Origin of the sequence: Mesorhizobium sp. M0152 (genome assembly GCF_040322415.1) — a bacterium.
Classification (GTDB): domain Bacteria; phylum Pseudomonadota; class Alphaproteobacteria; order Rhizobiales; family Rhizobiaceae; genus Mesorhizobium.
This window is the reverse complement of record NZ_JAMYTH010000054.1, coordinates 1-26,033: the sequence shown is the minus strand read 5'-3', so window position 1 is coordinate 26,033 and position 26,033 is coordinate 1. Positions and strand designations below refer to the sequence as shown.

The following is a 26,033-nucleotide window of genomic DNA, read 5'->3' as shown; positions in this document are numbered from 1 at the left end:
TTGCGCGGGCCGATACGGACAGCGAGAGCGCCAAGCGTTGACCAGGCATTGTGCGCCTCGTTCGGCAACGGAGCGCGAGCATGGGCGCCGTACGCAGCGTTCTGCGCCTTTGCAAGCAAGAGTTCCGGTGGATGGAAGCAGGGCCTGTCAATCCCGAACTATCATGTCAAGGCAGTCAGCGGGCAAGTTGTGCCCGCAGCGCACGTCGTAAGTGCATGCACGCCATTGGTCGCCGCTCGCAAGACGTCCAAAGGCGACGTAAGTCTTGGCACATTCGAAGCGACCGCGGGACGCAAAGAGGCCTCAAGCATCACATGCCCGTGCAAGTTCGACTTTCGCCATGACCGCGGCCAGGGCGCATGGGGGGTCGCGCCTGATCTGCTAGTCCTTGGACTGTCAACGCCGTCCTCTTCAGCGCCCAAAAGCGGCGACCGCAACTGAGTGCTGGTGGACACTGGGTTGCCCGCCTCGCGCAGCAGCATTGTCGATGTCACGCAAAGGCGCCACCCACAGACGGTCGAAAACGGCGAACCCTATCGGCCGCCTTAACGTCTCAGGTCGGAGCGCCTGCGCGCCAACAGCGGGCTTGCGAGATTGACGGCATGACCGACAAGGCGAGACTCCAAGCACGTGGGGCGCATGCGAGATTGTCAGCAGCAATCATTGCGACCAGCTTCGCTATTTCGCTTCGGCGATCTTCGCGAGAAACGCTATCAGTGCCTGCTCCGGGTTCTCGTCGGCCCCGGACACGACGTTGAGCCCCCAGCGACCGAGAACCGCCTCTTGAACGACGTTCGAGCCCGGCATGAACACGAATGACTTTGGACGATCCCGCTCGAAACCGGACAGACGCCAGGTCTGCCACAGGCGATGCAACAGCAGACGAATGTTCATGTCGGACATGCTGTACCCGATGAACAGGATCGTGCGCCCCAGCGCATCGGCTCGAAATTTCACATCCAGCGGCGAATCGAACGACAACCGGTCAAAATAGTCGGTCTCTGCCAACACAAGCGAAGCCTCATCGTCAAAGTCACCGTGGTATTTGACGATTTGCGTCTGGCCGCCGCTGGCCTTGGCGATGTCCTTGGCGTTGGCTATTTTGACAAAGGGTCGGCCATAGATCTCGAAGGCGACTTCCAAGTTTCGATCGTAGTTGGTGGTGTAGATAATCGGGAAATCGAGCGAGACGATCAGCTTGTGGATCGCCGATCGCTCCACCTTTTCGCGAGAGACCGCCCATTCGCGGTCCATCCAGCTGCGCAGAGAGGCGATGCTTCCGTGCTTCAGCCGGTAGTATTCGGCAAGCGCCTGATAAGTGGCATCAGGCATGCCCACCGTCTCGCCGTCCAGGCCGAGGTCATTTGCCATATAATCGATCAGCTTTTGCCATGACGGCAAGCCGACGCTCATCGACACCCCGGCGCCGACAAACAACATCGCCCTTCGCTCTTTCAGCGACCCGGCAATTTGCGTGAACACCGACTGCATACCAGCGAACTGGCAAATGCGGTTTCGGTTCCAGGATTGCCTGAAGCGAGTAAGGGTCGACCCGCCCTCGGTGCCGGGGCGTTCTCGCCAGCTGCGCGAACAACAACAATCTTTTGCAGGCGATGGCACTTCTGCCCGTCTCAAGCGTTGGGGAGTGTTCAACGAACGTTACGGATGATGGCTCATAGGCGCGCCCTGTTGCTGGCTCTCAGCCTGTTCCTGCTGGCGATAAGCAGCGCCCGGCAAACGGCCGCCGCCCAAGCACCTTGCCCCGCCGACCACGACAAGCTGCTGGCCGCATTGACGAGAAATGTCAAAGCCAGCGGCGGTCCTGGCAATGGCGGGTTCGACACCAATGAATGGGCCGCGGTCGTGGCGCGGGACGGAACCGTGTGCGCGGTTGCCTTCAGCGGCCCGACCACCGACGCGCAATGGCCTGGCAGCCGGCTGATTGCAGCCGAGAAAGCCAGCACGGCCAATGGGCTCAGCCTTCCTCAGATGGCGCTGTCGACTGCAAATCTCTATGCACCGGTCCAGCCGGGTGGCCCAATGTTTGGGCTGCAGGCCACCAATCCAGTCAACCAGTCGGTCGCGTATGCTGGCGATCCCACGACCTTTGGCAGTGCCGGTGATCCACTGACCGGAAAGCCCGTTGGAGGGGCGGTCGTCTTTGGCGGAGGCCTGGCTCTCTATGATGGGAAGGGCATCGTTGGCGGGCTCGGCGTCAGCGGGGATTCCTCTTGCGCCGACCACAATGTCGCCTGGCGGGTGCGCGCCGCACTTGGCCTCGACAAGGTGCCGGCCGGCGTCAATCCAAGTCGCAAAGACGCAATCATCTACGACCTCGATCCCGGGGGAAAGAGCGCTTCGGGCTGGGGCCATCCGTTGTGCGCCGGAACCGAAGCGGACATCGCCGCCGAACTCGGCGCCGGCGTCGGCGGGTCGCTGCGCAAATGAGACGGCCGGCGCCGGTGCCAACCGTAGTCGCCGAAGAGGATGGTGCAATGCACGCAACAGGGCGCGGTTCCAGGTTGGCGCTGGGCTGGGTGATGCTGGCAGGTCTTGCGATCGCGGCCGGGGCGGCTGCCCAACCGGCGAGCGACGCCGCAATAAAACCGCCAGTTTCAGCCGCTCCGGCCGATGACGGCCAGTGGACCATGCCGGCAAAGAACTATGCCTCGACCCGGTACAGTGAGCTGGCGGAGATCACCGAAGACAACGTCAAGAACCTGCAGGTGGCCTTCACCTTTTCGACCGGCGTAAACAAGGGCCAAGAGGCCGCTCCTCTGGTCGTCGGCAGCACGATGTACATCGTTACGCCGTTTCCCAACGTCGTCTACGCGCTCGACCTCTCCAGGCCGGGCGCGCCGATGAAATGGAAGTACGAGCCCAATCCCGAACCGGCAGCGCAAGGCGTCGCCTGCTGTGATGTCGTCAACCGGGGGGCGGTCTTCTCCGACGGACGGGTGTTTTTCAATACGCTCGATGGCCACACGATCGCCCTCGACGCCGGCAGCGGCAAGCCCATCTGGAATACACAAATCGGCAACATCAACATCGGCGAAACCATCACCATGGCGCCCCTGGTGGTGAAGGGCAAAGTGCTGGTCGGCAATTCCGGCGGCGAGATGGGCGTGCGCGGATGGGTCAAGGCGCTCGATGCCGCGGACGGACATGTCGTGTGGACGGCCTACAGCACGGGCCCCGACAAGGACGTGCTGATCGGCCCGGACTTCAAGCCCCACTACGATATGGACAAAGGCAAGGATCTTGGCGTCACGACATGGCCGCCGGAGGCCTGGAAGATCGGCGGCGGCAACGTGTGGGGCTGGATCTCCTATGATCCGGACCTGAACCTGATCTTCCACGGCACCGGCAATCCCGGTCCCTGGAACCCGGACCTGCGGCCCGGCGACAACAAATGGACGGCCGGCATCTTCGCCCGCGACCCCGGCACGGGCGCGGCGAAATGGTTCTATCAGTGGACACCGCACGACCTGCACGACTACGACGGCATCAACGAGCAGATTCTCCTGGACATGACCTGGCAGGGTAAGCCGCGCAAGGTGCTCGTGCGGCCGGAGCGCAATGGCTATGTCTACCTGCTTGACCGCACCACCGGCGAAGTCCTGTCTGCTCAGCCTTTCGGCCCGGTCAACTCCAGCAAGGGCGTGGACCTCAAGACCGGGCGCCTCGTGATAAATCCCGACAAGAAGACCGGTACCGGCAAGGTCGTCCGCGACATCTGTCCGACCGCGTCCGGCCTCAAGGATTGGCAACCGTCGGCATTCTCGCCGAGGACCGGCCTGCTCTACATCCCCCACAACAATCTTTGCATGGATGAAGAGGGCGTCGAGGTGAACTACATCGCCGGCACGCCCTATGTCGGCATGAACGTCCGTATGATCCCAGGGCCAGGCGGCAATCGCGGTGCATTCACCGCCTGGGATGTTGCCACCGCCAAGCCTGTATGGAACTTGAAGGAGAACTTTCCAGTATGGAGCGGTGCGGTGGTCACCGCCGGCGATGTCGTCTTCTACGGCACGATGGAGGGCTGGTTCAAGGCGGTCAGCGCCAGGACAGGAGAACTGCTTTGGCAATTCAAGACGTCGTCCGGCATCATCGGCCAGCCGATCACCTACCGCGGTCCCGACGGGCGTCAATATGTGGCGATCCTGTCGGGTGTCGGCGGTTGGGCCGGTGCCATCGTGTCGGGCGACCTCGATCCACGCGACGCGACAGCCGCCCTCGGCTTCGCCAACGCCATGAAGGATTTGAAGGACGTGACGACGCCGGGAGGAACGCTCTATGTATTCCGCCTGCCCTGACGACTTCGACAGGCCCGTTCGGCGAAAAGCCGTCCGGCACATTGCCGCCGCGATCGGTGCGCTCGTCTTGTTGTTCGCCGCCGTGGTCGCTCATGCGCGCGAGTTGAGGGTGTGTGCCGACCCCAACAACATGCCCTTCTCGAACGCCAGCGGCCAGGGTTTCGAGAACAAGATAGCGGAAATCGTGGCTGACGAGCTTGGCGCCAAGCTTTCCTACATTTGGTGGGCGCAGCGCCGCGGCTTTGTCCGAAACACGCTGAAGGCCGGGCTTTGCGACCTCGTGCCGGGCACTCCTGCCAACCTCGAAATGCTGCGCACCACCACACCCTACTACCGTTCCTCCTATGTATTCGTGATGCGCAAGGATGGGCCCGACATTACGTCCTTCAACGATCCGCGCCTGCGTGAGCTGCGCATTGGTGTGCAACTCATTGGCGATGACGGCGCCAACTCGCCTCCGGTCCAGGCGCTTGGCCGCCGTGGTATTGTCGGCCATCTGATCGGATACCCCGTCTATGGCGACTATTCGGCGCCAAACCCTCCGGCGCGCATCGTCGAAGCCGTGGCCAATGGCGAGGTTGACCTCGCCGTCGTCTGGGGGCCGCTCGCCGGCTACTTCGCCGCGAGGCAGAAGGTGTCGCTTAAGCTCACGCCAGTGACCCCCCGCACAGACGGGCCGCTGCTGCCGATGATTTACGATATTTCGATGGGCGTCCGGCGTGAGGACGATGCGTTGCGTGGCGAAGTCGATGCCGCACTTGCCAAGCACAAGGCCGAGATCGATTCCGTTCTGACTCAGTTTGGGGTGCCTCGTCTGGACGCAGGCGGGAGTCCGGTGCGATGAAACGGGGGCTCGTCGTCCTCCTTTCCGCGACGCTGGCGGTTGCGGCATGCCAACGGGAAGAGCGCGACACACGCCCGCAATCCGCGCTCGGCTCCGGCGAGCAGCCGGCCCCCGTCACCACGTTGGAGCCTGGCGGCGAGCGGCCCTCTCTAAGTGACAACAAGGCTGCCGCTTTCGAGGCCAATGCCTTTCACCTTAGCGAGGGCAAGCGCCTCTTCAGCTGGTTCAACTGCACCGGCTGCCATGCCAATGGCGGCGGCGGCATGGGACCGGCCCTGATGGACCAGAAATGGATTTATGGCAGTTCGATCGAGAGCATCCACGCCACCATCCGAGACGGGCGGCCGAACGGCATGCCAACATTCCGCGACAAGGTCCCCGACGACCAGATTTGGGAGCTTGCCGCCTTCGTCCGCTCGCTGGGCGGCAACGCGCCCTCCTCCGCCGCGCCTTCGCGCAACGATGATATGATGGTGCATCCGTCCGAGAACCGCCTGCCGGATGCCGCGACTCTGGGGAAGTCGCCGTGAGACGGCCCGTCTTTGCGGCATTCGGCACGGCCTGCGTGTTGCTTCTCCAGGGATGCGCCGGCTGGCAATCGGCACTCGACCCGAAGGGCCCCGCCGCCTCGGAACTGGCTTGGCTCATCTGGTTCTTCACCGGGCTCTGCGCGCTGATTTGGCTCCTGGTGATGATCGCCTTGGCGGCGCCACTTGCGATGCGATCGCGCACGCGCTCCGACCCGCTCGTGCTCGATCCAGGCGCCGAGCACCGCAAGGCGCGGGCGGTTTGGACCGCGCTTGCCGCGACAACCGTGATCCTCATCGGGCTCACCCTGTTGAGCTTCTTCGCCAACAGGACGCTCGCCGCCATCGGCTCGGACGCCGAGCTGACGATCCGGGTGACCGGACACCAATGGTGGTGGGAGGTACGCTACGAGGACGCCCAGCCGAGCCGCATCCTTACGACGGCCAACGAGATCCATATCCCCTCCGGCGAGCCGGTACGGATCATCGTGACCTCGACCGATGTGATCCACTCCTTCTGGGTGCCGAGCCTCGCCGGCAAGCTCGACCTCATCCCCGGCCATGAGAATGTCCTTGATCTCATGGCCGACAAGCCCGGCGTCTATCGCGGCCAATGCGCCGAGTTCTGCGGTCAGCAGCACGCCAATATGAGCACGTTGATCATCGCCGAGCCGCGGCCGGTCTTCGATGCATGGTTGAACGACCAGCTTCGGTCCGCCGCTGCACCGATAAGTGCTGAGGCCAGCGCCGGGGCGGAATTGTTCCTCAATCGTGCCTGCGTGATGTGCCACAAAATTGGCGGGACGGTTGCCGGCGGCACGGTTGCGCCCGATCTCACGCACATCGCGAGCCGGCAAACGCTCGCCGCCGGAACGCTGACGATGAGCCGCGGCAACCTTGCCGCCTGGATCGCCGATCCGCAAGGCATCAAGCCCGGCGCGCACATGCCGGTAGTCGATCTCAATGGCGACGAACTCAATGCGATTGTCGCCTATCTGGAGGGGCTCAAATGAGCAGCTCCGATCTGACCAGCGAACGCGACCTGACGCGGCCAGCAACCCCCAAGGGCGACATTGCGCCAGAAGGCGACGGGCCGCGCGATACCGGTCTGGACGATGCCACCCTGCATCGCTGGCTCGAACGGACCTGGCGAACGAAGCCGGGCATCATCGGTGCGCTGTCGAGCGTCGACCACAAGGTCGTCGCGCGGCGCTATCTGGTGACCGCTTTCGTCTTCCTGTGCCTGGGCGGGCTCAATGCAGTCGCCATGCGCATCCAGCTGTCGGGACCGCAACGCGGCCTGATCGGGCCGGATCTCTACAACCAGCTGTTCACCATGCACGGTGTGACCATGATGTTCCTGTTCGCCGTGCCGATCGTCCAGGCCACCGGCATTTATCTGGTGCCGCTGATGGTCGGCACGCGCAACATCGCCTTCCCTCGCCTGAATGCGTTCAGTTATTGGATATACGTCTCGGGCGGGATTTTTGCCTGGGCATCGTTCGCGCTCAGCATGGCGCCGGACGTCGGCTGGTTCGCCTATGTGCCGTTGTCGGGCCCCGAATTCGGACCCGGCAAGCGCGCCGATGTGTGGGCGCAGATGATCACCTACACCGAAGTGTCGTCCCTGGCCGTCGCCGTCGCGACCATCGTCACCGTGTTCAAGCAGCGCGCGCCGGGCATGTCGCTCGACAAGATCCCGCTCTACGTCTGGGCGATGCTGGTCACCTCCTTCGTCGTCGTCTTCGCCATGCCGGCGGTGATGATCACCTCGACATTCCTGATCCTCGATCGGCTCGTCGGTACCCACATCTTCAACCCGGCCGAGGGAGGCGATGCCTTGTTGTTCCAGCATCTTTTCTGGTTCTTCGGCCATCCCGAGGTCTACATCATCTTCCTGCCGGCGACAGGCATGGTGTCGTCGATCATCCCCGCCTTCGCCAGACGCCCGGTCTTCGGGCATCTGGGACTTGTACTGTCGTTGATCGCGGTCGGCTTCCTGTCGTTCGGCCTGTGGGTCCACCACATGTTCGCGACCGGCCTGCCCAAGCTCGGCGCCAGCTTCTTCACCGCCTCGAGCATGATGATCGCCATTCCCAACGGGCTGCAGATCTTCTGCTGGCTGGCGACCTTGTCGGACGGCCGGCCGGTGATCCGGACGCCGCTGCTGTTCGTATTCGGCTTCGTCTTCACTTTTGTCATCGGCGGTCTCACCGGTGTTATGGTGGCATCCGTGCCTTTGGACCTGCAGGTCCACGACACCTATTTCGTGGTCGCGCATTTCCATTATGTGCTGATCGGCGGATCGGTTTTTCCGCTGCTTGGCGCCGCCTATTTCTGGTTGCCCAAGCTCACCGGCCGCGTGATGAGCGAGCGGCTTGGGCGCTGGCATTTTTGGATGGCCTTCATCGGCTTCAATGCGGCGTTCTTCCCCATGCATCTTGTCGGCCTCTGGGGCATGCCGCGACGGGTCTATACCTATCCGGCCGAGCTTGGCTGGGGAAACATAAACCTGTTCATCACCGCCGGCGCGGCGGTCTTCTTCCTGAGCTTCGTCCTGTTCACGTTCAACATGCTGCACGGCGCCTTGCGAGGCGCACCGGCGGGCAACAATCCCTGGGATGCCGGCACCCTGGAATGGGCGACGACCTCGCCGCCACCGAGCTACAACTTCGCCCGCATCCCCGTCGTCACCAACGCCGAGCCGCTGTGGGCCGAACGTGAGGCCTTGCCGGTCGCGACAGGCCTCCGCGTCGACGCGCGCGAACTTGTCATCTCGACGGTAGCCGAAGCGCGTCCCGACATTCGCGAGAAATCGGCCACGCCGTCGATCTGGCCGCTGTTTGCGGCCATCGCTGTGGGCGCGACCTTCCTTTATTCGATCTTTACGCCCTGGGCCGTGGTCTGGGGCGCCTTGCCGATTGCTATCACGCTGATCGGCTGGTTCTGGCCAAAAGGCGATCCAGAGGACGAGGAATGAAACAGCGTCCCGCCGTCGATCTTTCCGGCCTGCCCACCTATGGGATTGGTCCGCGCAGCCTCACCTGGTGGGGCACGCTCGGCTTCATGGCACTCGAGGGCACCGGCTTCGCGCTCGCCGCAGGTGCCTATCTCTACCTGGCGCTGTCGTGGCCGCAATGGCCACTCGGCGCGCCGCCGCCGAACCATTGGCCCGGAACGATCGTGACGCTGCTGTTGATTGTCAGCTTGGTGCCAAACCACATGCTCAACCGCTATGCTGAGCAATGCGCGATCATGCCTGTGCGGATCGGCCTCGTTGTCATGTCACTGCTCGGGATCGCGCCGCTCGTCGTACGCTGGTTCGAGTTTCCGGCGTTGAACATCTACTGGGACACCAACGCCTACGGGTCGATGCTGTGGGTGCTGCTTGGGTTGCACACGACGCATCTGATCACCGACGTTGGCGACACCGTCGTGCTGACGGTGCTGATGTTCACGCGTCACGGCAACAGCGGCCGGCGCTTCGGCGATGTTGGCGACAATGTCTTCTATTGGGATTTCGTGGTCGCCACCTGGATCCCGATCTATCTGCTGATCTACTGGACACCGAGGCTCGGCTGAGATGCGTGCGGTTGTGTTGGGCACTTCTTGGGGCGGACTTCTTTCAGGGCCACTGGCCTGGGCGGTGTCGACGCAACTGAACTATTCGCTTGTGCATTGGCAATGCAATCGCCAGGTGCCGATCGTGCTGCCCATCGCTTTGGCGCTGGCGCTGCTTTCGCTGCTCGGCGGTGCCTTGTCGTGGCGGGCAAAACGGCGAGGCGGCGCCGGCTTCAAACCGCAACGCACGCGCGGCACGGAGCATTTCGTTGCCAAGCTTGGCGTTCTGTCGGCATTGCTGTTTGCCCTGGTGATCATCATGCAAGGTAGCGCCGCGCTCATCCTCGACGGGTGCTTGCGATGAGCCTCGAGGACTTCTTCTCCACCTCCGTCTGTTACGGCGCCGGCGCGCCCGAGGCCGGATGGACGCTGGCCTTGCCCACTACGCTGCCGCTGTCGGCAACCGCCATCATCTATGCCGTCGGCGCGCTGCGGCTGTGGCGACGAAGCGGCCGTGGCAGGACCCTGCGATTGCGGCAGGCGCTGCTGTTTTGCGCCGGCTGGATGGCGCTGGCGGTCGCATTGGTCAGCCCAATCCATGCGTTGGGCGAGCGCGTGTTCGCCGCTCATATGATCGAGCACGAATTGCTGATGGCGCTCGCCGCACCCTTGCTGGTCGCTTCGGCCCCGGCGGCGGCAATGATGTGGGCTCTACCGACGCCGCTGCGGCGGGCATTTGGCCAAGCCGGGCATGCGAGCGTGGTTCAGGTGGTCTGGGCCGCAATCAGCCGCCCCCTGGCTGCCACCATCCTGCACGGCGTGGCGATATGGGTCTGGCACGTTCCGGCGCTGTTCGAAGCGGCGCTTAATCGTGGCTTTCTGCATTATGCCCAGCACGCCAGCTTTCTCGGCACCGGGCTGTTGTTCTGGTGGGCGCTGCTGCCGCGATCCGGCCGCGAACAGGCCCATGGCGGCGCGGTGATGCATCTCTTCTTCACCTCGCTGCACACCGGCCTGCTCGGCGTTCTGCTTCTCGTTTCGCCGAGGCCCTGGTATGCGGCAAAGGCCGCCGGCGCGAGTTTGTGGGGCCTTACCCCACTCGAAGACCAGCAACTCGCCGGCCTTGTCATGTGGGTCCCGACCGGGCTGATCTATGGCGGCGCAGCGTTGCTGCTGGCTGGCCTCTGGATCCGTTCGAGCGGGCAAACCGATTGGGAGGCGTCCCATGCGTTTAACGCTGGCTAGGCTGATCCTGCTGGCGCTCGGCACGGCCGCGGCCGTTGCTATGCTCGCCGTGGTGCTGCCGTCGCCCGTGCGGCAGCCGGAGCCGGCCGGAGTGCTCGCGGCTGACGATCCCGGCAGAACCGGGTGGATCAGCGTCGGAGCGGTGGTCATTGCATTGCTTGCGATGCTGGCGGCGTTTGCCTGGTGGCAGCAGCGCATTGATCGGGCCGAGGACGAGGCCAACCGGGCGACTGGCGGCCTCGCCGCGCGAGCGATACCGATCATGACGGCCAACGGTTGCGCCGGTTGCCACACCATCACCGGTGTGCCCGGCGCCCAAGGCCTTGTTGGCCCGCGCCTTGACGCCAGCTTGGCCAGCCGCGTCTACATTGGGGGCGTTGTGTCCAACAATCCAGACAACATGATCCGCTGGATCCGCGCCGCAAGGCAGGTCAATCCGCGCTCGGCGATGCCCTCGACCGGTCTTACCGAGCAGCAGGCGCGCGACATCGCCGCCTATCTCTACGCGCTCAAGTGAATTAATTGCTCACCGCGCCAGGACCACAGACCCCATCCTGGATCATAGCCGATGCAACGAAGTTCCCGACCGGGCCTTCAAACGCGTATGGACTTCGCAGCCTGGGAGGAAAGTGCAAAACGCCGTCCGGAAGGCTGGCTTCGCTATCCCCAATCGGGTTTGGCCCCGCCTGTTCAAAACCATCCGAACGCTCGCCAAGTTGCACGACCTTTGGCGACGAGACCGCGGCGCGAGCCGTGAACATGCGGATTAACTCGGGACGAAGCCCGTCTCCCCTGACGGCCAAAGTGTGGATTGGAAAAAAGGGATACATTCTCCTGATCCTTCACAGAGGCGCCCTGCCCTGCATTCGCGCCGTTGGCCTTGCCGCCTGCGCCGGATCTGACGCCCCGTTCGCGCAATTCGAACGAAGTCGGCGCCCATCGGACCTGCCGGTAACAATGGTTGCCCCGTTATCCCCGCTGGTTTCTGGTCGTACTCGGTCTCCGCGGCCTCGAACGTCACGACCTGGACCATCATCTGTTTGGCCCGTTCGATCAGTGCCGATCTCTCTTGCACCGTGTCCAGCCCAGGGTCTGCCATGGTTACAGCAACTTTCTCGCCGCCTTCGCCAAGAAACTCCACCTTGACGGTCTGCCCTTCAGCGCGAATTTCGGTTGTCAAAAGTTGCATCTTCGCCTCGTCTGTCGTCCATGATTAATAAAGCCGGCCCCTGCGGGAAGGTTCCCCCTGCTGGTGAAATCGGGGTGTTTCCGAGAACCGTAGGCGTTTCCACTTGGTCCAAAGGGGTGCATCGCTCTGAGAAGATCGCCCTGCCGGCGCTAAGCTCGATCTCCCGCATCCTGCATCGGAGTCCATAATGAACGAGGGCCAAAAGCAGCCTATTCGACCGCGAAAAAATGGGCCATCGCCGACCGACTACAAGATGTAGGGTGACAAAGCTTTTGATTTTGCAGGGCAGTTTTGCCTTTTCCATCGAAACTTCGGACACAAACTAATGAGGTGGCCGCAGGCGCGCACCTCGTCGCCAAAGCCCTTCCCCATCGATAGGGCCTTGGCCTTGGTGCTCAGCACTGTGCGCCAACGCAGCTTCTCGAACACGCTCATCGTCGGTTCTTACCGGCTTGTCGGTCATCGCTCGCTTTGCCATTTATAAAGCCCGCGCCTCTGGCGGAGAGCGCGGGCCGATCAGGGTTGCTGCCCCAATCTTCAGCAGGCGATGGAGGGGCATTACCTGCTGCATGCATCAACCTTTAGAGACTTCTAATGTTCCATCAGCGCTGTTTGGTCGAATTGAAACTCGGCTCCAATCGCTGTTGTCGTTGTTCGGAATTGCAGTGGAACCTTACACGTTTTTCCATGGGTGAAACGAAGGAGGTCGCCACCATGGACCGGGCCGCGTCGACGGAAATTGGAAGTAGGTCAAAGGTGGTCAAGGAACACTGGCGCAAGCTCACACTGATGAGGTCTCAACCGCATCGCCGGCAAGCGCGACCAGCTCAAAGCCGAAACCGCGCGGCCCGGCGTCGAAGGGTTGGGGGGACTGGCGCCGAGCCTAACCGGTATGGGTCACTTCTCCGGCTATCTTAATATGCACCAGAGCTAACATAAGTGCAAACAGCAAGCGGAACGTCAGTGGCTGCTAACGGCCTCGTGATGCGCCGTCCAGCGCCAGCACCAGCTCCGTATCGTCGGCAACATAGGTGACATAGCGATGTCGCGAATGAAGCCGACCCTGTCGCCGAACGCCCGTGGTGCCGCCTTGATGTGATATGTACATAAGTTGAGGGATCGAGCACGCGGATTCACTCGTCCTTCGCGCCCTCACCTGGCTTGTGCGTGTTCCGTCCGCTAACCGGCTGCTGGCGAGCCTGTCTCGCAGATACGACGACCCGACGACGAGGCGACTTTTTTGACCTTGCGAATGGTCGACTTTTATAAACGACACGGGCCATCGGCGTATCGACACCTCATGGCCCGAGCGTCAGTCCTGCCCCGCGCAGACCTGATCATGCGTCAGATCCGGCGCCCTCTCCTGTTGGCTGAAGCCATTCTTAGCCATGATGCGCGCAAGCGTGCCGTCGAGCTTGAGCGCCTTCAGCCGGGAGTTGTACAAGTCGCGAAGGTCACCGTCCTGTTTGCGAAACGCGATCGCCGAATAGCCGTACTGCTCCTGTCCATCTTGTTGAACACCTTCGAACGGCAAGGCGCGTTCGATGCCGCGGACGTTGTCGTCGGACAGAATGCGAGCCGCAGTTGGCGCAGAAAATGCCGCCACGTCGATTCTGCCCGTAAGCAGCGCGGACACATTTGACTGGCCGCATTCTTTGCCGTGATGCTTGCCGCGGTCGAACACACCAACTCTGGTTCCCGTGTCATCACTTCGAAGGGCGTGCTCACCGCCGGCTCCTTGCTCAACACCACTGGCGCCGGGCGCGCAGATCGCCGCCCAGTTCGGCTAAGAGGTTCCGCTCCACGCCCGCGCCCTGCAGATGGGCGTTACCGAGCCGTTGCCGAATCGGGTTTGCCGGTTGGCGGCATCTGATTGCGTGATAAGGGCTACGCAATATCGCCTTCGGCGGAGCGCCGAAACGGCGTCGGTTCAGGTCGGCAAGGGCCGCGCCGTTCGCTATCGTCGCGGGTATCGCACGCCTTGCGGGCGCAGATTGAGGCTGGCTTTTACGCGCCGGGCGACAAACTGCCGACCGAGCCGGCGCTGATCGACCGGTTCGGTTTCAGTCGCACCGCGATCGTCGGTGCCGTTCGGCCGTCGGATGGTCTCGGAAATGCCGATCTCCTCGAACGATAGGTCTAGGCGTCATCCAGACCTCGTGAGGCAGACATCGGCAGCTGTCGGCGCGCAAACCCACCGATTTGCACGCCATTCTACGCCATAGCCCTACGCGATACCGATGGTCCTTTACATCCACCGCTCCACGAGTTTCTGTAAGATCAACCTACTTGGAAACGAGTACGAAAGGGCCAGAGGCGACCAACGCGGCGACGTGGAGCGGAGCAGAAACCGCCGAGACTACGCTATTGCCGCCCTATAGCACCCTACTCCCACTCGATCGTCCCTGGCGGCTTCGACGTGACGTCGTAGACGACGCGGTTGATGCCTCGGACCTCGTTGATGATGCGGGTGGCGGCTGCGCCCAGGAATGCCATGTCGTAGTGGTAGAAATCCGCCGTCATGCCGTCGACCGAGGTGACGGCGCGCAGCGCGCAGACGAACTCGTAGGTGCGGCCATCGCCCATCACGCCGACCGTCTGCACCGGCAACAGCACGGCGAAAGCCTGCCAGATGGCATCGTAGAGGCCGGCCTTGCGGATCTCATCGAGATAGATGGCGTCGGCCTCGCGCAGGATCTCCAGCTTCTCCCGGGTGATGCCGCCGGGGCAGCGGATGGCAAGGCCCGGACCCGGGAACGGATGGCGGCCGATGAAGCTTTCGGGCAGGCCGAGTTCCTTGCCGAGCGCCCTCACCTCGTCCTTGAACAGTTCGCGCAGCGGCTCGACCAGCTGCATGTTCATGCGCGCCGGCAGGCCACCGACATTGTGGTGCGACTTGATGGTCACCGAGGGGCCGCCGGTAAACGAGACGCTTTCGATGACGTCGGGATAGAGCGTGCCCTGCGCCAGGAAATCGGCACCGCCGAGCTTCTTGGCTTCTTCCTCGAACACTTCGATGAACAGCCGGCCGATGGTCTTGCGTTTTTTCTCGGGGTCCGACTCGCCTTCGAGCGCACCGATGAAACGATCCGACGCGTTCACCAGAATGAGCGGCAAATTGTAGTGTTCGCGGAACATCGCAACGACGCCCGCAGCCTCGTCCTTGCGCATCAGGCCGTGGTCGACGAGGATGCAGGTGAGCTGGTCGCCGACCGCTTCGTGGATCAACAGCGCCGCGACCGAGGAGTCGACACCGCCAGACAGCGCGCAGATGACCTTGCCCTTGCCGACCTGCTTGCGGATCGTCTCGACCGCATGCTCGCGATAGGCGCGCATCGTCCAGTCGCCTTCGATGCCGGCGATGTTGTGGACGAAGTTCCTCAGCAGCCTGGCGCCATCGGGCGTGTGCACCACCTCGGGATGGAACATGATGCCGTACATCTTGCGCCCGATATCGCCGAAGATGGCGAAGGGCGAGCTTTCCGATTTGCCGAAAACCTCGAAGCCCGGCGGCAAGGCGATGACGCGGTCGCCATGGCTCATCCACACCTGGTGCCGCTGGCCGGTCGCCCACAAGCCCTCGAACAGCGGACTGTCCTTCTCGATCTCGACGAAGGCGCGGCCGAATTCGCGATGGTTGGAGCTTTCCGCGATGCCGCCCATCTGGACGCACATGGCCATCTGGCCATAGCAGATGCCGAGCACCGGCACGCCGGCGTCGAAGACGATCTGCGGCGCGCGCGGGCTGCCGATGTCGCCAGTGGAGGCCGGACCGCCGGACAGAATGACGGCTTTTGGCATGGTGCGCTTGAAGGCCGCTTCGGCCGACTGGAATGGCACGATTTCGGAAAACACGCCGGCCTCGCGGATGCGGCGGGCGATGAGCTGGGTAAACTGGCTGCCGAAATCGACAATCAGGACGGTGTCGGGATGATTGGCTGTTTTCATGGCGAGCGTTTAGAGAAAGAAATGAGTCGGCGCAATGGGTTGCGCGGCGTGTCTTCAGTCCGAGTCGGGTTCTTCACGCGATGGCCGACCCAGCAGACCGTCGCCGATCGCCTGTTCCAGCCGTCCGATCGCCTCGGCCAGCTTCTCGTCGATGACGTGCAGATATTCGGTCCAGTCACCGACATGCCTGAGATCGGCGGCACCGTCGGAGATGCCGCGCAGACCGATCAGCGGAACGTCGAACAACTGGCAGGCGCGCAGGCAAGCGAAGGTTTCCATGTCGACCATGTCGGCCGCGATCGCATCATAGGCGGCACCTGTAATGATGGCGCCACCGGTCGACAACGTGGCTTCCTTTATGCCTGGAATGCGGAACGGCAGCGGCACCGTCACCGGCAGGTCGAGGAACGGCGTCGCGCCCTTCTCGAATCCAAGCGGCGAGGCATCGATGTCGCGATAGCCGACGGAGACGGCCTGATAGATTTCCGCCTGTTCCAGGGTCCGGCTGCCGGCGGAGCCGAGCGAGACGACGAGATCCGGCAGTGCGCTCCGCGACTTCAGCCGGGAGAGTTCCGCACTGAGCCGGACGCCGGCTTCGACCGGGCCGACGCCCGTCATCAGCGGTGTGAACTGTTTTTGCAGATGCGGGCCGTATTCGGCCTGCGCCGCCATGACGAAGAGGACATTCTTGCCGGCCATGCGCGACACTTTATCGGCCATGATGATCTACTCCCTCCGTGCCCCGCAGTCTCCACCACCTGCTCGCCGGGACCGGCAGCTCCCGGCGTTCGTGGCATTTCATCGTGCCACTGGCACGATGAATTCGCCTACGGCGAACCTGCCACTCACCCAGCAATACCGTCCCGTCCGACCACCGTCATCATCGTGCCGGTCATGGTGGCGATCAGCTTGGCCTCGCCGTCTGCGGCGAAAGCATAGGCCTGGCCGTCGGCGACGATGATGGTGCGGCCAGGCTTGGTCACCGAACCGCGGAACAGGAAACGCTCGCCCCTGCCCGGCGCCAGGAGATTGACCTTGAACTCGATGGTCAGCACGCCGGAATTTTCAGGCATCAGCGAGAAGGCGGCATAGCCGCAGGCCGAGTCCAGCGCCGTCGAAATGACGCCGGCATGGAGGAAGCCATGCTGCTGGGTCAGTGCCGCCGAATAAGGCATTTCGATCTCGATGATGCCCGGCGTCACCAGCGTCAGTTCGGCGCCGATCGTCGCCATCGCCTGCTGGCGCGCGAAGGACGCCCTGACGCGATCCTCATAATCCGGAGCCGGTACGATCTTTGCCGCCATCGCAATTGCCTTCACCTTTGCCGGGAAAGCTTATTGCAGAGGCACGGACGGCAGGCAAATGCTTTTGCTGCACTGCAACAATCGGCCTCATTCCCGACAACGCACGCACGCAGCCAGGATCTGGCGACATCCGATGCGGTTCAGCCGGACCTGCGCATGGCGCAGACAAAGAAACCGTCGGTGCCGCTCAGCGCCGGCGACAGGGAAATGCCGCCCAGGGGGCCGATCCGCATTGCGGCTGCGTGGCCTGGAAAACGGCTGTCCCACAGTGCGCGATGATCGACCGGGGCAAAGCCGCCGGTGCGCTCGCGGAACGCGGCGATCTGCTCGCCATTCTCCTCGTCGAACACCGAACAGGTGACGTAGACCAGCAGGCCGCCGGGTTTGACATAGGCCTGGGCCGCGTCGAGGATCGCCGATTGCTCGCCCTTGCGGGCATCGAGCTGTCTTTGCGTCAGCCGCCATTTGGCGTCGGGGCGGCGGCGCCAGGTGCCGCTGCCGGTGCAGGGTGCGTCGACCAGAACGATGTCCATATGGTTGCCGAGCGGCGCGAGTTCGGCCGGTTTGGTGACGACCTGCACGTTTCGGTTTTCCGAACGGCGGATGCGGTCGAAGATCGGCGCAAGCCGTGCCTTCTCGGCATCATGAGCGAAGACCTGGCCGCGGTTGTCCATCGCTGCGGACAGCGCCAGCGTCTTGCCGCCGGCGCCGGCGCAGAAATCGAGCACCTGCATGCCGGCCTCGGCACCCGCAAGCGCCGCCGCGATCTGCGAGCCCTCGTCCTGGACCTCGAACCAGCCTTTCTGAAAGGCCGGTTCGGCCTGCACGTTCGGGTGCCTGCCGTCGCCGTCGATAGGCGGGATGCGGATGCCGTGCGGCGCGATCCGAGCGGCGCTGGCGCCGGCCTGCGCCAGTTCCGCCAGCACCTTGGCGCGATCGGCCTGCAACGTATTGACCCTGATGTCGAGCGGCGGACGGGTGGCCAGCGCCGCACCCTCCTCGACCCAGTTCTCACCAAAGGCGCGTTCGAAAAGCGGCTCGCACCAATCGGGTATATCGGCCTGCACGGCAGGCGGCGCATCGGCAAGCCGGCGCCCGGCGATCACCTGGAGTTCCGCTGGGTTGAGCAGCGGCGGCGCGAACTTGTCGCCATCGAGCGCACCGTTGAGCGATTGCGCCGTCTGCCCCCATTCGAGCAGCAGCGCGCCGAAGCCGATGGCGCGCGGCGTGTCCTCGCCGAGCAGCCAGCCGGCGGAGCGCTTGTGGCGCAGCGCGTCGTAGACGATGTTGCCGATCGCCGCGCGATCACCGCCGCCGGCAAAACGATGCGACAGGCCCCAATCCTTCAGCGCGTCCGCCACCGGCCGGTGACGCCGGCCAATGTCTTCCAGCACTTCGATAGCCGCAGCCAGCCGTCCGCCAAGTCGCATTCGTCATTCCATCAAATCGAGCACAGGATCTCAGGCCTGCTCTTAGAGCCTTTCACGTCCGGATTGAACCCTGCTTCCGTCCCCGCGGCGACGACGCGTCCAAACCGAGACCAGATACCCCGCCACAAAGCATCCTCGACCTGCGACAACAGATCGATCAGTAGATTAAAGACCTCTAATGTTCGTGACCGGCGCCTGCAAGCTCGGCATGAAGCGCATCTGCTCTGCTTTCCAAGTTTTTCCGTTGGGAATACTCTTGGCGCCATGATTCGCGGCGCGGAAAACGCGGACCGGCGGATCGTTACGAGGAGAGGGCAATGAAGACTTATCTGGCGGAAGTTCTAGGCACGTTTCTTTTGGTTTTCATCGGCACTGCGTCGGTGGTGACGGGCGGCTTCGGCGGCGCGCTTCCACTGGGCCAGGAAGGCATCGGGCTGGCGTTCGGCATCGGCCTCATCGCGGCGGCCTATGCGATCGGCCCCATTTCGGGCGCGCATCTCAATCCGGCGGTAACGCTCGGCGTCTTCCTTGCCGGCCGGCTGCCGGCCAAGGACGTCATTCCCTATTGGATCGCGCAGATCATCGGCGCCGTCCTGGCTTCGCTGGCATTGTGGATCATCGTTTCCGGTCAGGTCGGCGGCCACACCGGCGGCTTCGGCGCCAATGGCTGGGACGACACCAAATGGGGGGTCAGCTCGGCGTTCCTGTGGGAACTGATCGGCACCTTCACCTTCGTCACGGTCATCCTCGGCGTCACCGCTGAAAAGCACTCGACGGCCTTTGCCGGGCTGGTCATCGGCCTGACGCTGGCGGGAATTCACTTCGCCATGATCCCGGTCACCGGCACCTCGGTCAATCCGGCCCGCTCCATCGGCCCGGCCCTGTTCTCGGGCGGCGCCGCGATCGGCCAGCTCTGGCTGTTCATCGTTGCGCCGCTGATCGGCGGCGCCATTGCCGGCGTCGTCGCCAAGGCACGCATTTTCGAGAAGGACTGATTTCGAAAGTCTGGCCGTAAAAAAGGCGCGGGCCACGGCCCGCGCCTTTTTCAATTGAGAAATCGTCCTGGATCAGGCGGCGATGTCGAAGCGGTCGGCGTTCATCACCTTGGTCCATGCCGCAACAAAATCCCCGACGAATTTCTGCCCGGCATCCGCGGACCCGTAGACCTCGGCAAGCGCACGCAACTGTGCGTGCGAGCCGAAGATCAGGTCGGCGCGGGTGCCGGTCCACCTGACCGCCCTGGTCGTGCGGTCGCGCGCCTCGTAGATTTCATCGGAGCCCGCGACCGGATCCCAGACCGTGCTCATGCTGAGCAGGTTGACGAAGAAGTCGTTGGTCAGCGTGCCCGGCCTGTCGGTGAACACGCCGTGCTTCGACTTGCCGGCATTGGCACCAAGCACCCGCAAGCCGCCGACCAGCACCGTCATCTCCGGCGCCGTCAGCGTCAGCAGCTGCGCCCGGTCCACCAGCATCGCCTCGACCGACATCGGCTGCTTGCCCCTGACATAGTTGCGGAACCCGTCGACTTTCGGCTCGAGAGCGGCGAAGGAGGCGACGTCCGTCTGTTCCTGCGAGGCGTCCATGCGGCCAGGCGTGAACGGCGCCTTCACCTCATGGCCGCCGTCCTTCGCGGCCTTCTCGACCGCGGCCACGCCGCCGAGCACGATGAGATCGGCGAGCGACACCTTCTTGCCGCCCGTCTGCGCGGTGTTGAACTCCTTCTGGATGGCTTCGAGCTTCGCCAGCACCTTCGACAGTTCAGCCGGCTGATTGACGTCCCAGTCCTTCTGCGGTGCCAGGCGAATGCGGGCGCCGTTGGCACCGCCGCGCTTGTCGGAGCCGCGGAAGGTCGAGGCCGAGGCCCAGGCCGTCGACACAAGTTCGGAAACGGACAGGCCAGAGGCAAGGATCTTCGCCTTCAGCGATGCGATATCCTGCTCGCTGACCAGTTCGTGGTCGACCGCCGGGATCGGATCCTGCCAGATCAGCTCTTCCTTCGGCACCAGCGGGCCAAGGTAGCGTACGGCCGGTCCCATGTCGCGATGGGTCAGCTTGAACCAGGCGCGGGCGAACGCGTCGGCGAACTGATCCGGATTCTCATGGAAACGCCGCGAGATCTTCTCATAGGCCGGGTCGAACCGCAGCGCCAGGTCGGTGGTCAGCATGGACGGCGCGTGACGCTTGGAGGCGTTGTGCGCGTCCGGCACGGTACCCGCACCGGCGCCGCCCTTCGGTGTCCACTGGTGGGCACCCGCCGGGCTCTTCGTCAACTCCCATTCGTAGTTGAACAAATTGTCGAAGAAGTTGTTGCTCCACTTCGTCGGCGTCGTGGTCCAGATGACTTCGAGGCCCGAGGTGATCGCGTCGCCGGCGATGCCGGTGGCATATTTGCTCGACCAGCCGAGACCTTGTGCCTCGATGCCGGCGCCCTCCGGCTCCGCGCCCACCAGCGAAGCATCGCCGGCGCCATGGGTCTTGCCGAAAGTGTGGCCGCCGGCGATCAGCGCCACGGTCTCCTCGTCATTCATCGCCATGCGGCCGAAGGTTTCCCGGATGTCGCGTGCCGAGGCCAGCGGATCGGGCTTGCCGTTCGGCCCTTCCGGATTGACGTAGATAAGCCCCATCTGGACAGCGCCGAGGTGACCTTGAAGTTCGCGGTCACCGGAATAGCGCTCGTCGCCGAGCCACTTGGTTTCCGAACCCCAGTCGACGTCCTGCTCGGGCTCCCAGACGTCGGCGCGCCCGCCGGCGAAACCGAAGGTCTTGAAGCCCATCGATTCCAGCGCGACGTTGCCGGCGAGGATCAACAGGTCGGCCCAGGAGATCTTCCTGCCGTATTTCTGCTTGACCGGCCACAGCAGCCGGCGCGCCTTGTCGAGGTTGGCATTGTCCGGCCAGCTGTTGAGCGGGGCGAAACGCTGCTGACCGGCACCGGCGCCGCCGCGGCCGTCGCCGATGCGATAGGTGCCGGCGCTGTGCCAGGCCATGCGGATGAACAGCGGCCCGTAGTGGCCGAAATCGGCCGGCCACCAGTCCTGCGAATCCGTCATCACGTGGTGCAGATCCTTGATCACCGCGTCGAGATCGAGGCTCTCGAATTCCTTGGCGTAGTCAAAGTCCTCGCCCATCGGGTCCGAGAGGTTCGACTGCTGGTGAAGAACGCCGAGGTCGAGCTGGTTCGGCCACCAGTCGCGGTTTTTCCTGCCGGCGGATCCATGCGCTACGGGGCATTTGCCAGCGCTGTTGTCGTCGGTTTTCGCGTCCATCTTACACTCCGATTTTTCCGAGATTTTGCCGAGGGTTTCCGGGGCTGCCAGCGGCCGCCACTCTGGAATGATTCCAGGTTAACCCGCATTTCCGATAAAAACAAATTGCCTTTCCTGTTCACTTCGATAGGATTTTCTTATGATAGGCTTGACCGTCCGGCAGATGCACTATTTCGACGCGTTGGCGCAGACGCTGCATTTCGGGCGCGCGGCGAAGCTTGCCGGCGTGAGCCAGCCGGCGCTGTCGTCGCAGATCGCCGAGATGGAGCAGCGGCTGAACTGCCGGCTGTTCGAACGCGGCGGCAAAACGGTGCGCATGACCGACGAAGCCGTGGTGCTGTTGCCGCGCATCGAGCGCATCCTGGCCGATATACGCGATGTCGAGACGACGGCCCGGCGCGGCCGCCCGGCCATGCAAGGGCGCTTCCGGTTGGGCATCATCCCAACGGTCGCGCCCTACCTCTTGCCCCATATGCTGCCGGAGCTGAAACTGCATTTCCCGGCCTTGCAGCTCGAGCTGCGCGAAGCGGTGACCGCTTCGCTGGTCGAGGACAGCGCATCGGGCAGGCTGGATGCCTTCATCGCCGCCCTGCCGCTGGAGCAACCCGGCCTTGTCAGCGAAGAGCTGTTTTCCGACCGTTTCTTCCTGGCGGTGCCCGCCGGCGATCCTGCCTTCGCCTCCCCGCCGGTCCCGCCCGAGAGCCCGGCGCTGGAGCGGCTGATGCTTCTGGAAGAAGGCCATTGCCTGCGCGAGCAGGCGCTCTCCGTCTGCGGCAATGTGCGGCCGGTGGCGATGGCAAGCTACGGCGCGACCAGCCTGACCACGCTCCTGCAGATGGTGGCGCATGGGCTCGGCGTGACGCTCATCCCCGAGATGGCGGTCAAGCCGGCCGGTGCCATGCCCGATCTGAAGATCGTGCCGTTCCAGGACCCGATGCCGCGGCGCATGATCTGCCTCGCCTGGCGGCGCAACAAGGTGCGGCACGACGAATGCGTCGAACTGGCGAAGATCATCCGCGGCCTTGATACGGCAGTGCTGGCGGCGTGAGTTGGCAACGAGCTTGGGCAATCCCGGCTGCTGGCTTTCCTGACTACGAGCGTCGGAAGGGCAAGGCCAGCACTGACGGAATCTGCTGATAGTGGGGAAGGTTTGCGTCCGGAGAGACGCCCAGATCCTGTGGTGCAAGGCCCGGATGGAAAACGAAGGTGCCAAAGATCTGATCCCAAAGTGTCAGGGTTGCGCCGTAATTCTTGGCCTCATTCACGTCCGCAGAGTGGTGATAGCGATGCACTTCCGGACCAACGAAGATGTAATTGGCCCATCCCAGGCGCAGATCAACGTTGAAATGGCTGATGATGCCATGAAAGGCATTGATAACGAGAAAGATCAGAACCGCGTCGGTTGAGTATCCCATGAGCCAGATCGGCAGAATGATCGCAAACGCCTGAACGAGCACTGCGTTGAACGGATGCGAAACAGCGTGCATCAGCAGATAAAGCCGTTCCGGCAAGTGATGCGCAGCGTGGATACGCCAGAGCAACCCTCCCAGTGGCCCCCGCAGTTCATGCATGCCTCGGTGGATGTGATAATTCATGAACTCGAAGACGACGAACAGGACTGGCAATTGAATCCAGATCGGCCAATCACGTGCTGGGCCATCGGTTTTGCTGGAAATGGTGATCGTCAGCATCGCAAGTACCGCGGAGACCAATGCCACGGTCGCCCCGGACGATACGATATAGGCAAGGTCCGGCAACAGTGTTCGCCAGGTCATCGACCAGCGTTTCTGCATCGGCAACGTCAACTCGATAACCAGATAGGTCAGCAAGAGTGGCAGGGTGATCAATATCCAGGCGGGGCGCTCGTCCACGCCCATCGCAAGGAACCGGTTCAACGCGTAGATGACCCAGATCCACGAAACCGGGTACAATCCCCAGCGGATGAGCCGCCGAGTTATATTCTCGATACTCATGTTCGGTCCTCCTTGAGTTTTCAGACAGGTGTCTGATAAGTTCGAGAGAGGTAACGGATTTGAGCAGAAGAACCAGATGAGCGGTCATCTTTCCGGACAGGTGCAGACCAATGTGTCCGATGATCCGCGCGCCGTGCGCACGCGCGCCACATTGAAGGAGGCCCTGATGCACTTGTTACAGCAGGGTGATTGGTCCGAAATCACTGCAAGCGCCATCTGCCGTCGAGCGGGCGTTGCGCGCTCCTCCTTTTACGAGCATTTCGACACCAAAGCTGACCTGCTGGACGAAATCTTTTCCGATATATTGGGTGACATAAAGCCTTCAACGCGGCCAAGCGAACAGTTGGCGACGCTGAACTGGCTGGTTTCGCACGTGGGCGCAGCACCGGACTTTTTTGCCGGCGCAATGGCGGGCAAGCGTGGGGATGCTTTACTGCCCCGGTTTCGGGAGGCGCTTAAAGTGCGGCTCGAACTGGAGTTGTCTCTCCGCGGAGTGCAGGATGCCTCGGCAAAAGCTGCCTATATCATCGGCGGATCGATGTCCTACCTGGCGGAAGCAAAGGGCTGCAACGCGCGCGAGACGGTCCAAAAGATGGCAATGCGCTTGCTCCTATGACTGGGTTGGAGTGTGATGCGGTGACTATTGCAACAGTGTCGTGCAAGCATGCGGCGCCACGTAAAACGGGGCCGTGCCTGTTGAGAAAATGTTTCCGGTTCTGACGGTCTGATCCGTGCAGCAGCGGCCATGCATTGAAGCAAATGCCGCGCGAGTTACCAGATGAATGACGCGGCCCCCGCACATGGCGGGGAAGCTGATATCAGCGCCCACTACGGCTTTGCCGTGCCGCGCGCCCGGCAAACTAACGGCAAAGGCGTACTTCTTCCGCGTGATTGCGCAGTTGCTAATATGCTGATAGCTTTCAAGTTCTAGCGTTGATCGGTGCGGCCGGCGCCATGTCCCCTCAGTAGTCCCTCGTCGCACCGGTCATCTCTTTTAAGTCCGCTGTACACCATGGCGACCAAACGTTCGTAGCGCAGTTACCGTCCGTATCCTCCAAAAGGTACCATCAGAGATGAAAAGATTCATCACAGTGGCCGTCGCCTGCGTGGCATGTGCTGTCGCACAAGGCGCGCAAGCCAAAACGTCGATGAGCTGCAAGACGGTCAACAAAGCCCAAATCGCCGCGCTGTTCGATCGCTGGAACAATTCGCTGGAAACGCACGATGCGGCCAAGGTCACCGCTAATTATGCTCCTGATGCAGTGTTGCTGGCGACCGTTTCCAATCAACCGCGAACGGGTCCTGCCGCAATCAAGGATTATTTCGTCCATTTCCTCGAGCGCAATCCCCACGGCACCATCGATAGCCGCACGATCCATATTGGCTGCAACACGGCGTATGACGTCGGCACCTATACCTTCGCGCTTTCCGGAAGCACGCCAGGCACGACCGAGACCGTCAAGGCGCGCTACTCCTACATCTACGAATTGCGCAACGGAAAATGGCTCATCGTCCACCACCACTCCTCGGCGATGCCGGAGCCAGTGAAGTAGAAGCGGTGCAAGTGCCATTACATTTCCATCGCAAATCGGGCGAGTGGCAGGGTGATCCTGTCATCAAAAGCCCCTCAGCACCGTGGCAATCTCCTTCCCGACGCGATCAAGTATGCGGGACAATGCCGCGTAAAAGGATTGTGCGCTTTCGTCCTTAGCCACCCTATGTCGTTCCTGCGTGCCGATCCTTGTCGCCGTCGCATCGTGACGGTGTTCGGGCATCGATCCGCGCGGCATGCCGAAAACGCGCGATATCGTCGATCCCTACGAGCACATCGACCGCATCAAGGTGAAGACGCGGGATGTCCGATAAAGCTGCAGCGGTTGGGGGCAGATCACGTCGGCGACCCGCCGGTTTGATCTCTGGACTTCCGCGATTGACCTGTGCGTGCTGGCAGCGCGTGCCAGGCGAGTTTTTTCCGGTGCCCGGGCGCGCTGATCGGCTCGCTGCCGGTGGTGCTCTGTTCGTTCTTGGTCGAGCCTCGTCGATGACAAGGGCGATGAAGGCGTGAAGCCTGAAAAGGTGCCCTCGCGCCGTGGAACGAGCGGACTAAGGTCATTCGGGGGCGGCGGTGGAGCCCAGGGTTGCCGTCGGCGCAAGGCGAACTTCGAAGGTGTCTGCGTTGAACGGCTGCTTTGCGCCCAATGAACGAACCCGCTTCGCGGGAGGGCACCTAGGCCTGAGATGGCGCGACAAGCATTTGACTTGAGCGAGTAGAGGCGTCGATCTGACCATGGACTTCCCTTCAACGAGAGGAACTCGCCATGGCTACCCTGTCGACCGATGCACCAATGCACGAACCCGCTGCGCGGGAGGGCCGCCTCCTTCTGAGATGGCGTGCATGTCATAGACCTTGAGCGGGTAGAGGCGTCG

General features: G+C 62.9%; 24 protein-coding genes and 1 pseudogene. 15 read left to right on the top strand and 10 right to left on the bottom strand.

What is annotated here, in order from left to right; translation table 11 throughout:
- Positions 1-678 precede the first annotated feature (678 nt).
- The gene (locus NKJ26_RS30410) at positions 679-1,491 is read right to left on the bottom strand and encodes an SIR2 family NAD-dependent protein deacylase (protein ID WP_352699285.1); all 813 of its coding nucleotides are present in this window, start codon (positions 1,489-1,491) and stop codon (positions 679-681) included.
- Positions 1,492-1,665: 174 nt separating this feature from the next.
- Here NKJ26_RS30410 and NKJ26_RS30405 point away from each other — a divergent pair, with 174 nt between their 5' ends.
- The 10 genes from NKJ26_RS30405 to NKJ26_RS30360 all read left to right on the top strand — a co-directional run bounded on the left by NKJ26_RS30405 (position 1,666) and on the right by NKJ26_RS30360 (position 11,013).
- On the top strand, positions 1,666-2,448 hold the full coding sequence (locus NKJ26_RS30405; protein WP_352699284.1) for a heme-binding protein: 783 nt from the start codon (positions 1,666-1,668) through the stop codon (positions 2,446-2,448).
- Between the two features lie 92 nt (positions 2,449-2,540).
- On the top strand, positions 2,541-4,319 hold the full coding sequence (locus NKJ26_RS30400; protein WP_352699287.1) for a methanol/ethanol family PQQ-dependent dehydrogenase: 1,779 nt from the start codon (positions 2,541-2,543) through the stop codon (positions 4,317-4,319).
- Positions 4,300-5,163, top strand: coding sequence for a substrate-binding domain-containing protein (locus NKJ26_RS30395; RefSeq protein ID WP_352699283.1), 864 nt, complete (start codon positions 4,300-4,302; stop codon positions 5,161-5,163). The genes NKJ26_RS30400 and NKJ26_RS30395 overlap by 20 nt, the downstream gene beginning before the upstream one ends.
- A complete protein-coding gene (locus NKJ26_RS30390; protein ID WP_352699281.1) occupies positions 5,160-5,693 on the top strand; it encodes a c-type cytochrome in 534 nt (177 codons plus the stop codon). The genes NKJ26_RS30395 and NKJ26_RS30390 overlap by 4 nt, the downstream gene beginning before the upstream one ends.
- The gene (coxB, locus tag NKJ26_RS30385) at positions 5,690-6,703 is read left to right on the top strand and encodes a cytochrome c oxidase subunit II (RefSeq protein WP_352699279.1); all 1,014 of its coding nucleotides are present in this window, start codon (positions 5,690-5,692) and stop codon (positions 6,701-6,703) included. The genes NKJ26_RS30390 and coxB overlap by 4 nt, the downstream gene beginning before the upstream one ends.
- On the top strand, positions 6,700-8,670 hold the full coding sequence (ctaD, locus tag NKJ26_RS30380; protein ID WP_352699277.1) for a cytochrome c oxidase subunit I: 1,971 nt from the start codon (positions 6,700-6,702) through the stop codon (positions 8,668-8,670). The genes coxB and ctaD overlap by 4 nt, the downstream gene beginning before the upstream one ends.
- Entirely contained in the window at positions 8,667-9,272 is a 606-nt protein-coding gene (locus NKJ26_RS30375; protein WP_352699276.1) for a cytochrome c oxidase subunit 3, read from the top strand. The genes ctaD and NKJ26_RS30375 overlap by 4 nt, the downstream gene beginning before the upstream one ends.
- Before the next feature lie 64 nt (positions 9,273-9,336).
- The gene (locus tag NKJ26_RS30370) at positions 9,337-9,615 is read left to right on the top strand and encodes a hypothetical protein (RefSeq protein ID WP_352699274.1); all 279 of its coding nucleotides are present in this window, start codon (positions 9,337-9,339) and stop codon (positions 9,613-9,615) included.
- Positions 9,612-10,496, top strand: a complete 885-nt coding sequence (locus NKJ26_RS30365) for a cytochrome c oxidase assembly protein (RefSeq protein WP_352699273.1) — start codon at positions 9,612-9,614, stop codon at positions 10,494-10,496. Before NKJ26_RS30370 ends, NKJ26_RS30365 begins: the two co-directional genes overlap by 4 nt.
- Positions 10,477-11,013, top strand: coding sequence for a c-type cytochrome (locus tag NKJ26_RS30360; RefSeq protein ID WP_352699271.1), 537 nt, complete (start codon positions 10,477-10,479; stop codon positions 11,011-11,013). Before NKJ26_RS30365 ends, NKJ26_RS30360 begins: the two co-directional genes overlap by 20 nt.
- A 249-nt stretch (positions 11,014-11,262) precedes the next feature.
- Here NKJ26_RS30360 and NKJ26_RS30355 read toward each other — a convergent pair whose 3' ends face one another.
- The 3 genes from NKJ26_RS30355 to NKJ26_RS30345 all read right to left on the bottom strand — a co-directional run bounded on the left by NKJ26_RS30355 (position 11,263) and on the right by NKJ26_RS30345 (position 13,369).
- Positions 11,263-11,685, bottom strand: a complete 423-nt coding sequence (locus NKJ26_RS30355) for a hypothetical protein (protein WP_352699269.1) — start codon at positions 11,683-11,685, stop codon at positions 11,263-11,265.
- Positions 11,686-11,931: 246 nt separating this feature from the next.
- On the bottom strand, positions 11,932-12,120 hold the full coding sequence (locus NKJ26_RS30350) for a hypothetical protein (RefSeq protein WP_352699267.1): 189 nt from the start codon (positions 12,118-12,120) through the stop codon (positions 11,932-11,934).
- An 877-nt stretch (positions 12,121-12,997) separates the two neighbouring features.
- Entirely contained in the window at positions 12,998-13,369 is a 372-nt protein-coding gene (locus NKJ26_RS30345; protein WP_352598193.1) for a type 2 periplasmic-binding domain-containing protein, read from the bottom strand.
- A 210-nt stretch (positions 13,370-13,579) separates the two neighbouring features.
- Between NKJ26_RS30345 and NKJ26_RS30340 the strand changes: the two are divergent.
- Positions 13,580-13,795, top strand: a pseudogene (locus NKJ26_RS30340) (GntR family transcriptional regulator); the annotation flags it as partial.
- 275 nt (positions 13,796-14,070) lie between these two features.
- Here the strand turns inward: NKJ26_RS30340 and guaA are convergent.
- The 4 genes from guaA to NKJ26_RS30320 all read right to left on the bottom strand — a co-directional run bounded on the left by guaA (position 14,071) and on the right by NKJ26_RS30320 (position 18,367).
- The gene (gene guaA, locus NKJ26_RS30335; RefSeq protein ID WP_352699265.1) at positions 14,071-15,633 is read right to left on the bottom strand and encodes a glutamine-hydrolyzing GMP synthase; all 1,563 of its coding nucleotides are present in this window, start codon (positions 15,631-15,633) and stop codon (positions 14,071-14,073) included.
- A gap of 54 nt (positions 15,634-15,687) precedes the next feature.
- Positions 15,688-16,353: a 5'-methylthioadenosine/S-adenosylhomocysteine nucleosidase gene (locus NKJ26_RS30330; RefSeq protein WP_352699263.1), complete on the bottom strand. Its 666-nt coding sequence runs from the start codon at positions 16,351-16,353 to the stop codon at positions 15,688-15,690.
- Between the two features lie 125 nt (positions 16,354-16,478).
- Positions 16,479-16,937, bottom strand: a complete 459-nt coding sequence (locus tag NKJ26_RS30325; RefSeq protein WP_023686843.1) for a PaaI family thioesterase — start codon at positions 16,935-16,937, stop codon at positions 16,479-16,481.
- A gap of 140 nt (positions 16,938-17,077) precedes the next feature.
- Positions 17,078-18,367 carry an RsmB/NOP family class I SAM-dependent RNA methyltransferase gene (locus tag NKJ26_RS30320; RefSeq protein WP_352699261.1) on the bottom strand — a complete coding sequence of 430 codons (1,290 nt, stop codon included), beginning with the start codon at positions 18,365-18,367 and terminating at the stop codon, positions 17,078-17,080.
- A 317-nt stretch (positions 18,368-18,684) separates the two neighbouring features.
- On the opposite strand from NKJ26_RS30320, the gene NKJ26_RS30315 reads away from it, so the two are divergent.
- Complete coding sequence (locus NKJ26_RS30315; protein WP_352699259.1) at positions 18,685-19,362, top strand: MIP family channel protein; 678 nt, start codon at positions 18,685-18,687, stop codon at positions 19,360-19,362.
- 72 nt (positions 19,363-19,434) lie between these two features.
- On the opposite strand, the gene katG is transcribed toward NKJ26_RS30315, so the two are convergent.
- Complete coding sequence (gene katG / locus NKJ26_RS30310; protein ID WP_352699257.1) at positions 19,435-21,633, bottom strand: catalase/peroxidase HPI; 2,199 nt, start codon at positions 21,631-21,633, stop codon at positions 19,435-19,437.
- A 139-nt stretch (positions 21,634-21,772) separates the two neighbouring features.
- Here katG and NKJ26_RS30305 point away from each other — a divergent pair, with 139 nt between their 5' ends.
- Complete coding sequence (locus NKJ26_RS30305; RefSeq protein ID WP_352699255.1) at positions 21,773-22,681, top strand: hydrogen peroxide-inducible genes activator; 909 nt, start codon at positions 21,773-21,775, stop codon at positions 22,679-22,681.
- A gap of 43 nt (positions 22,682-22,724) precedes the next feature.
- On the opposite strand, the gene NKJ26_RS30300 is transcribed toward NKJ26_RS30305, so the two are convergent.
- The gene (locus NKJ26_RS30300) at positions 22,725-23,606 is read right to left on the bottom strand and encodes a sterol desaturase family protein (RefSeq protein WP_352598199.1); all 882 of its coding nucleotides are present in this window, start codon (positions 23,604-23,606) and stop codon (positions 22,725-22,727) included.
- A gap of 76 nt (positions 23,607-23,682) precedes the next feature.
- On the opposite strand from NKJ26_RS30300, the gene NKJ26_RS30295 reads away from it, so the two are divergent.
- Together NKJ26_RS30295 and NKJ26_RS30290 are read left to right on the top strand one after the other, a co-directional pair.
- A complete protein-coding gene (locus tag NKJ26_RS30295; protein ID WP_352699253.1) occupies positions 23,683-24,222 on the top strand; it encodes a TetR/AcrR family transcriptional regulator in 540 nt (179 codons plus the stop codon).
- A 457-nt stretch (positions 24,223-24,679) separates the two neighbouring features.
- Positions 24,680-25,159, top strand: coding sequence for an SgcJ/EcaC family oxidoreductase (locus NKJ26_RS30290; protein ID WP_032919580.1), 480 nt, complete (start codon positions 24,680-24,682; stop codon positions 25,157-25,159).
- Positions 25,160-26,033: the final 874 nt, after the last annotated feature.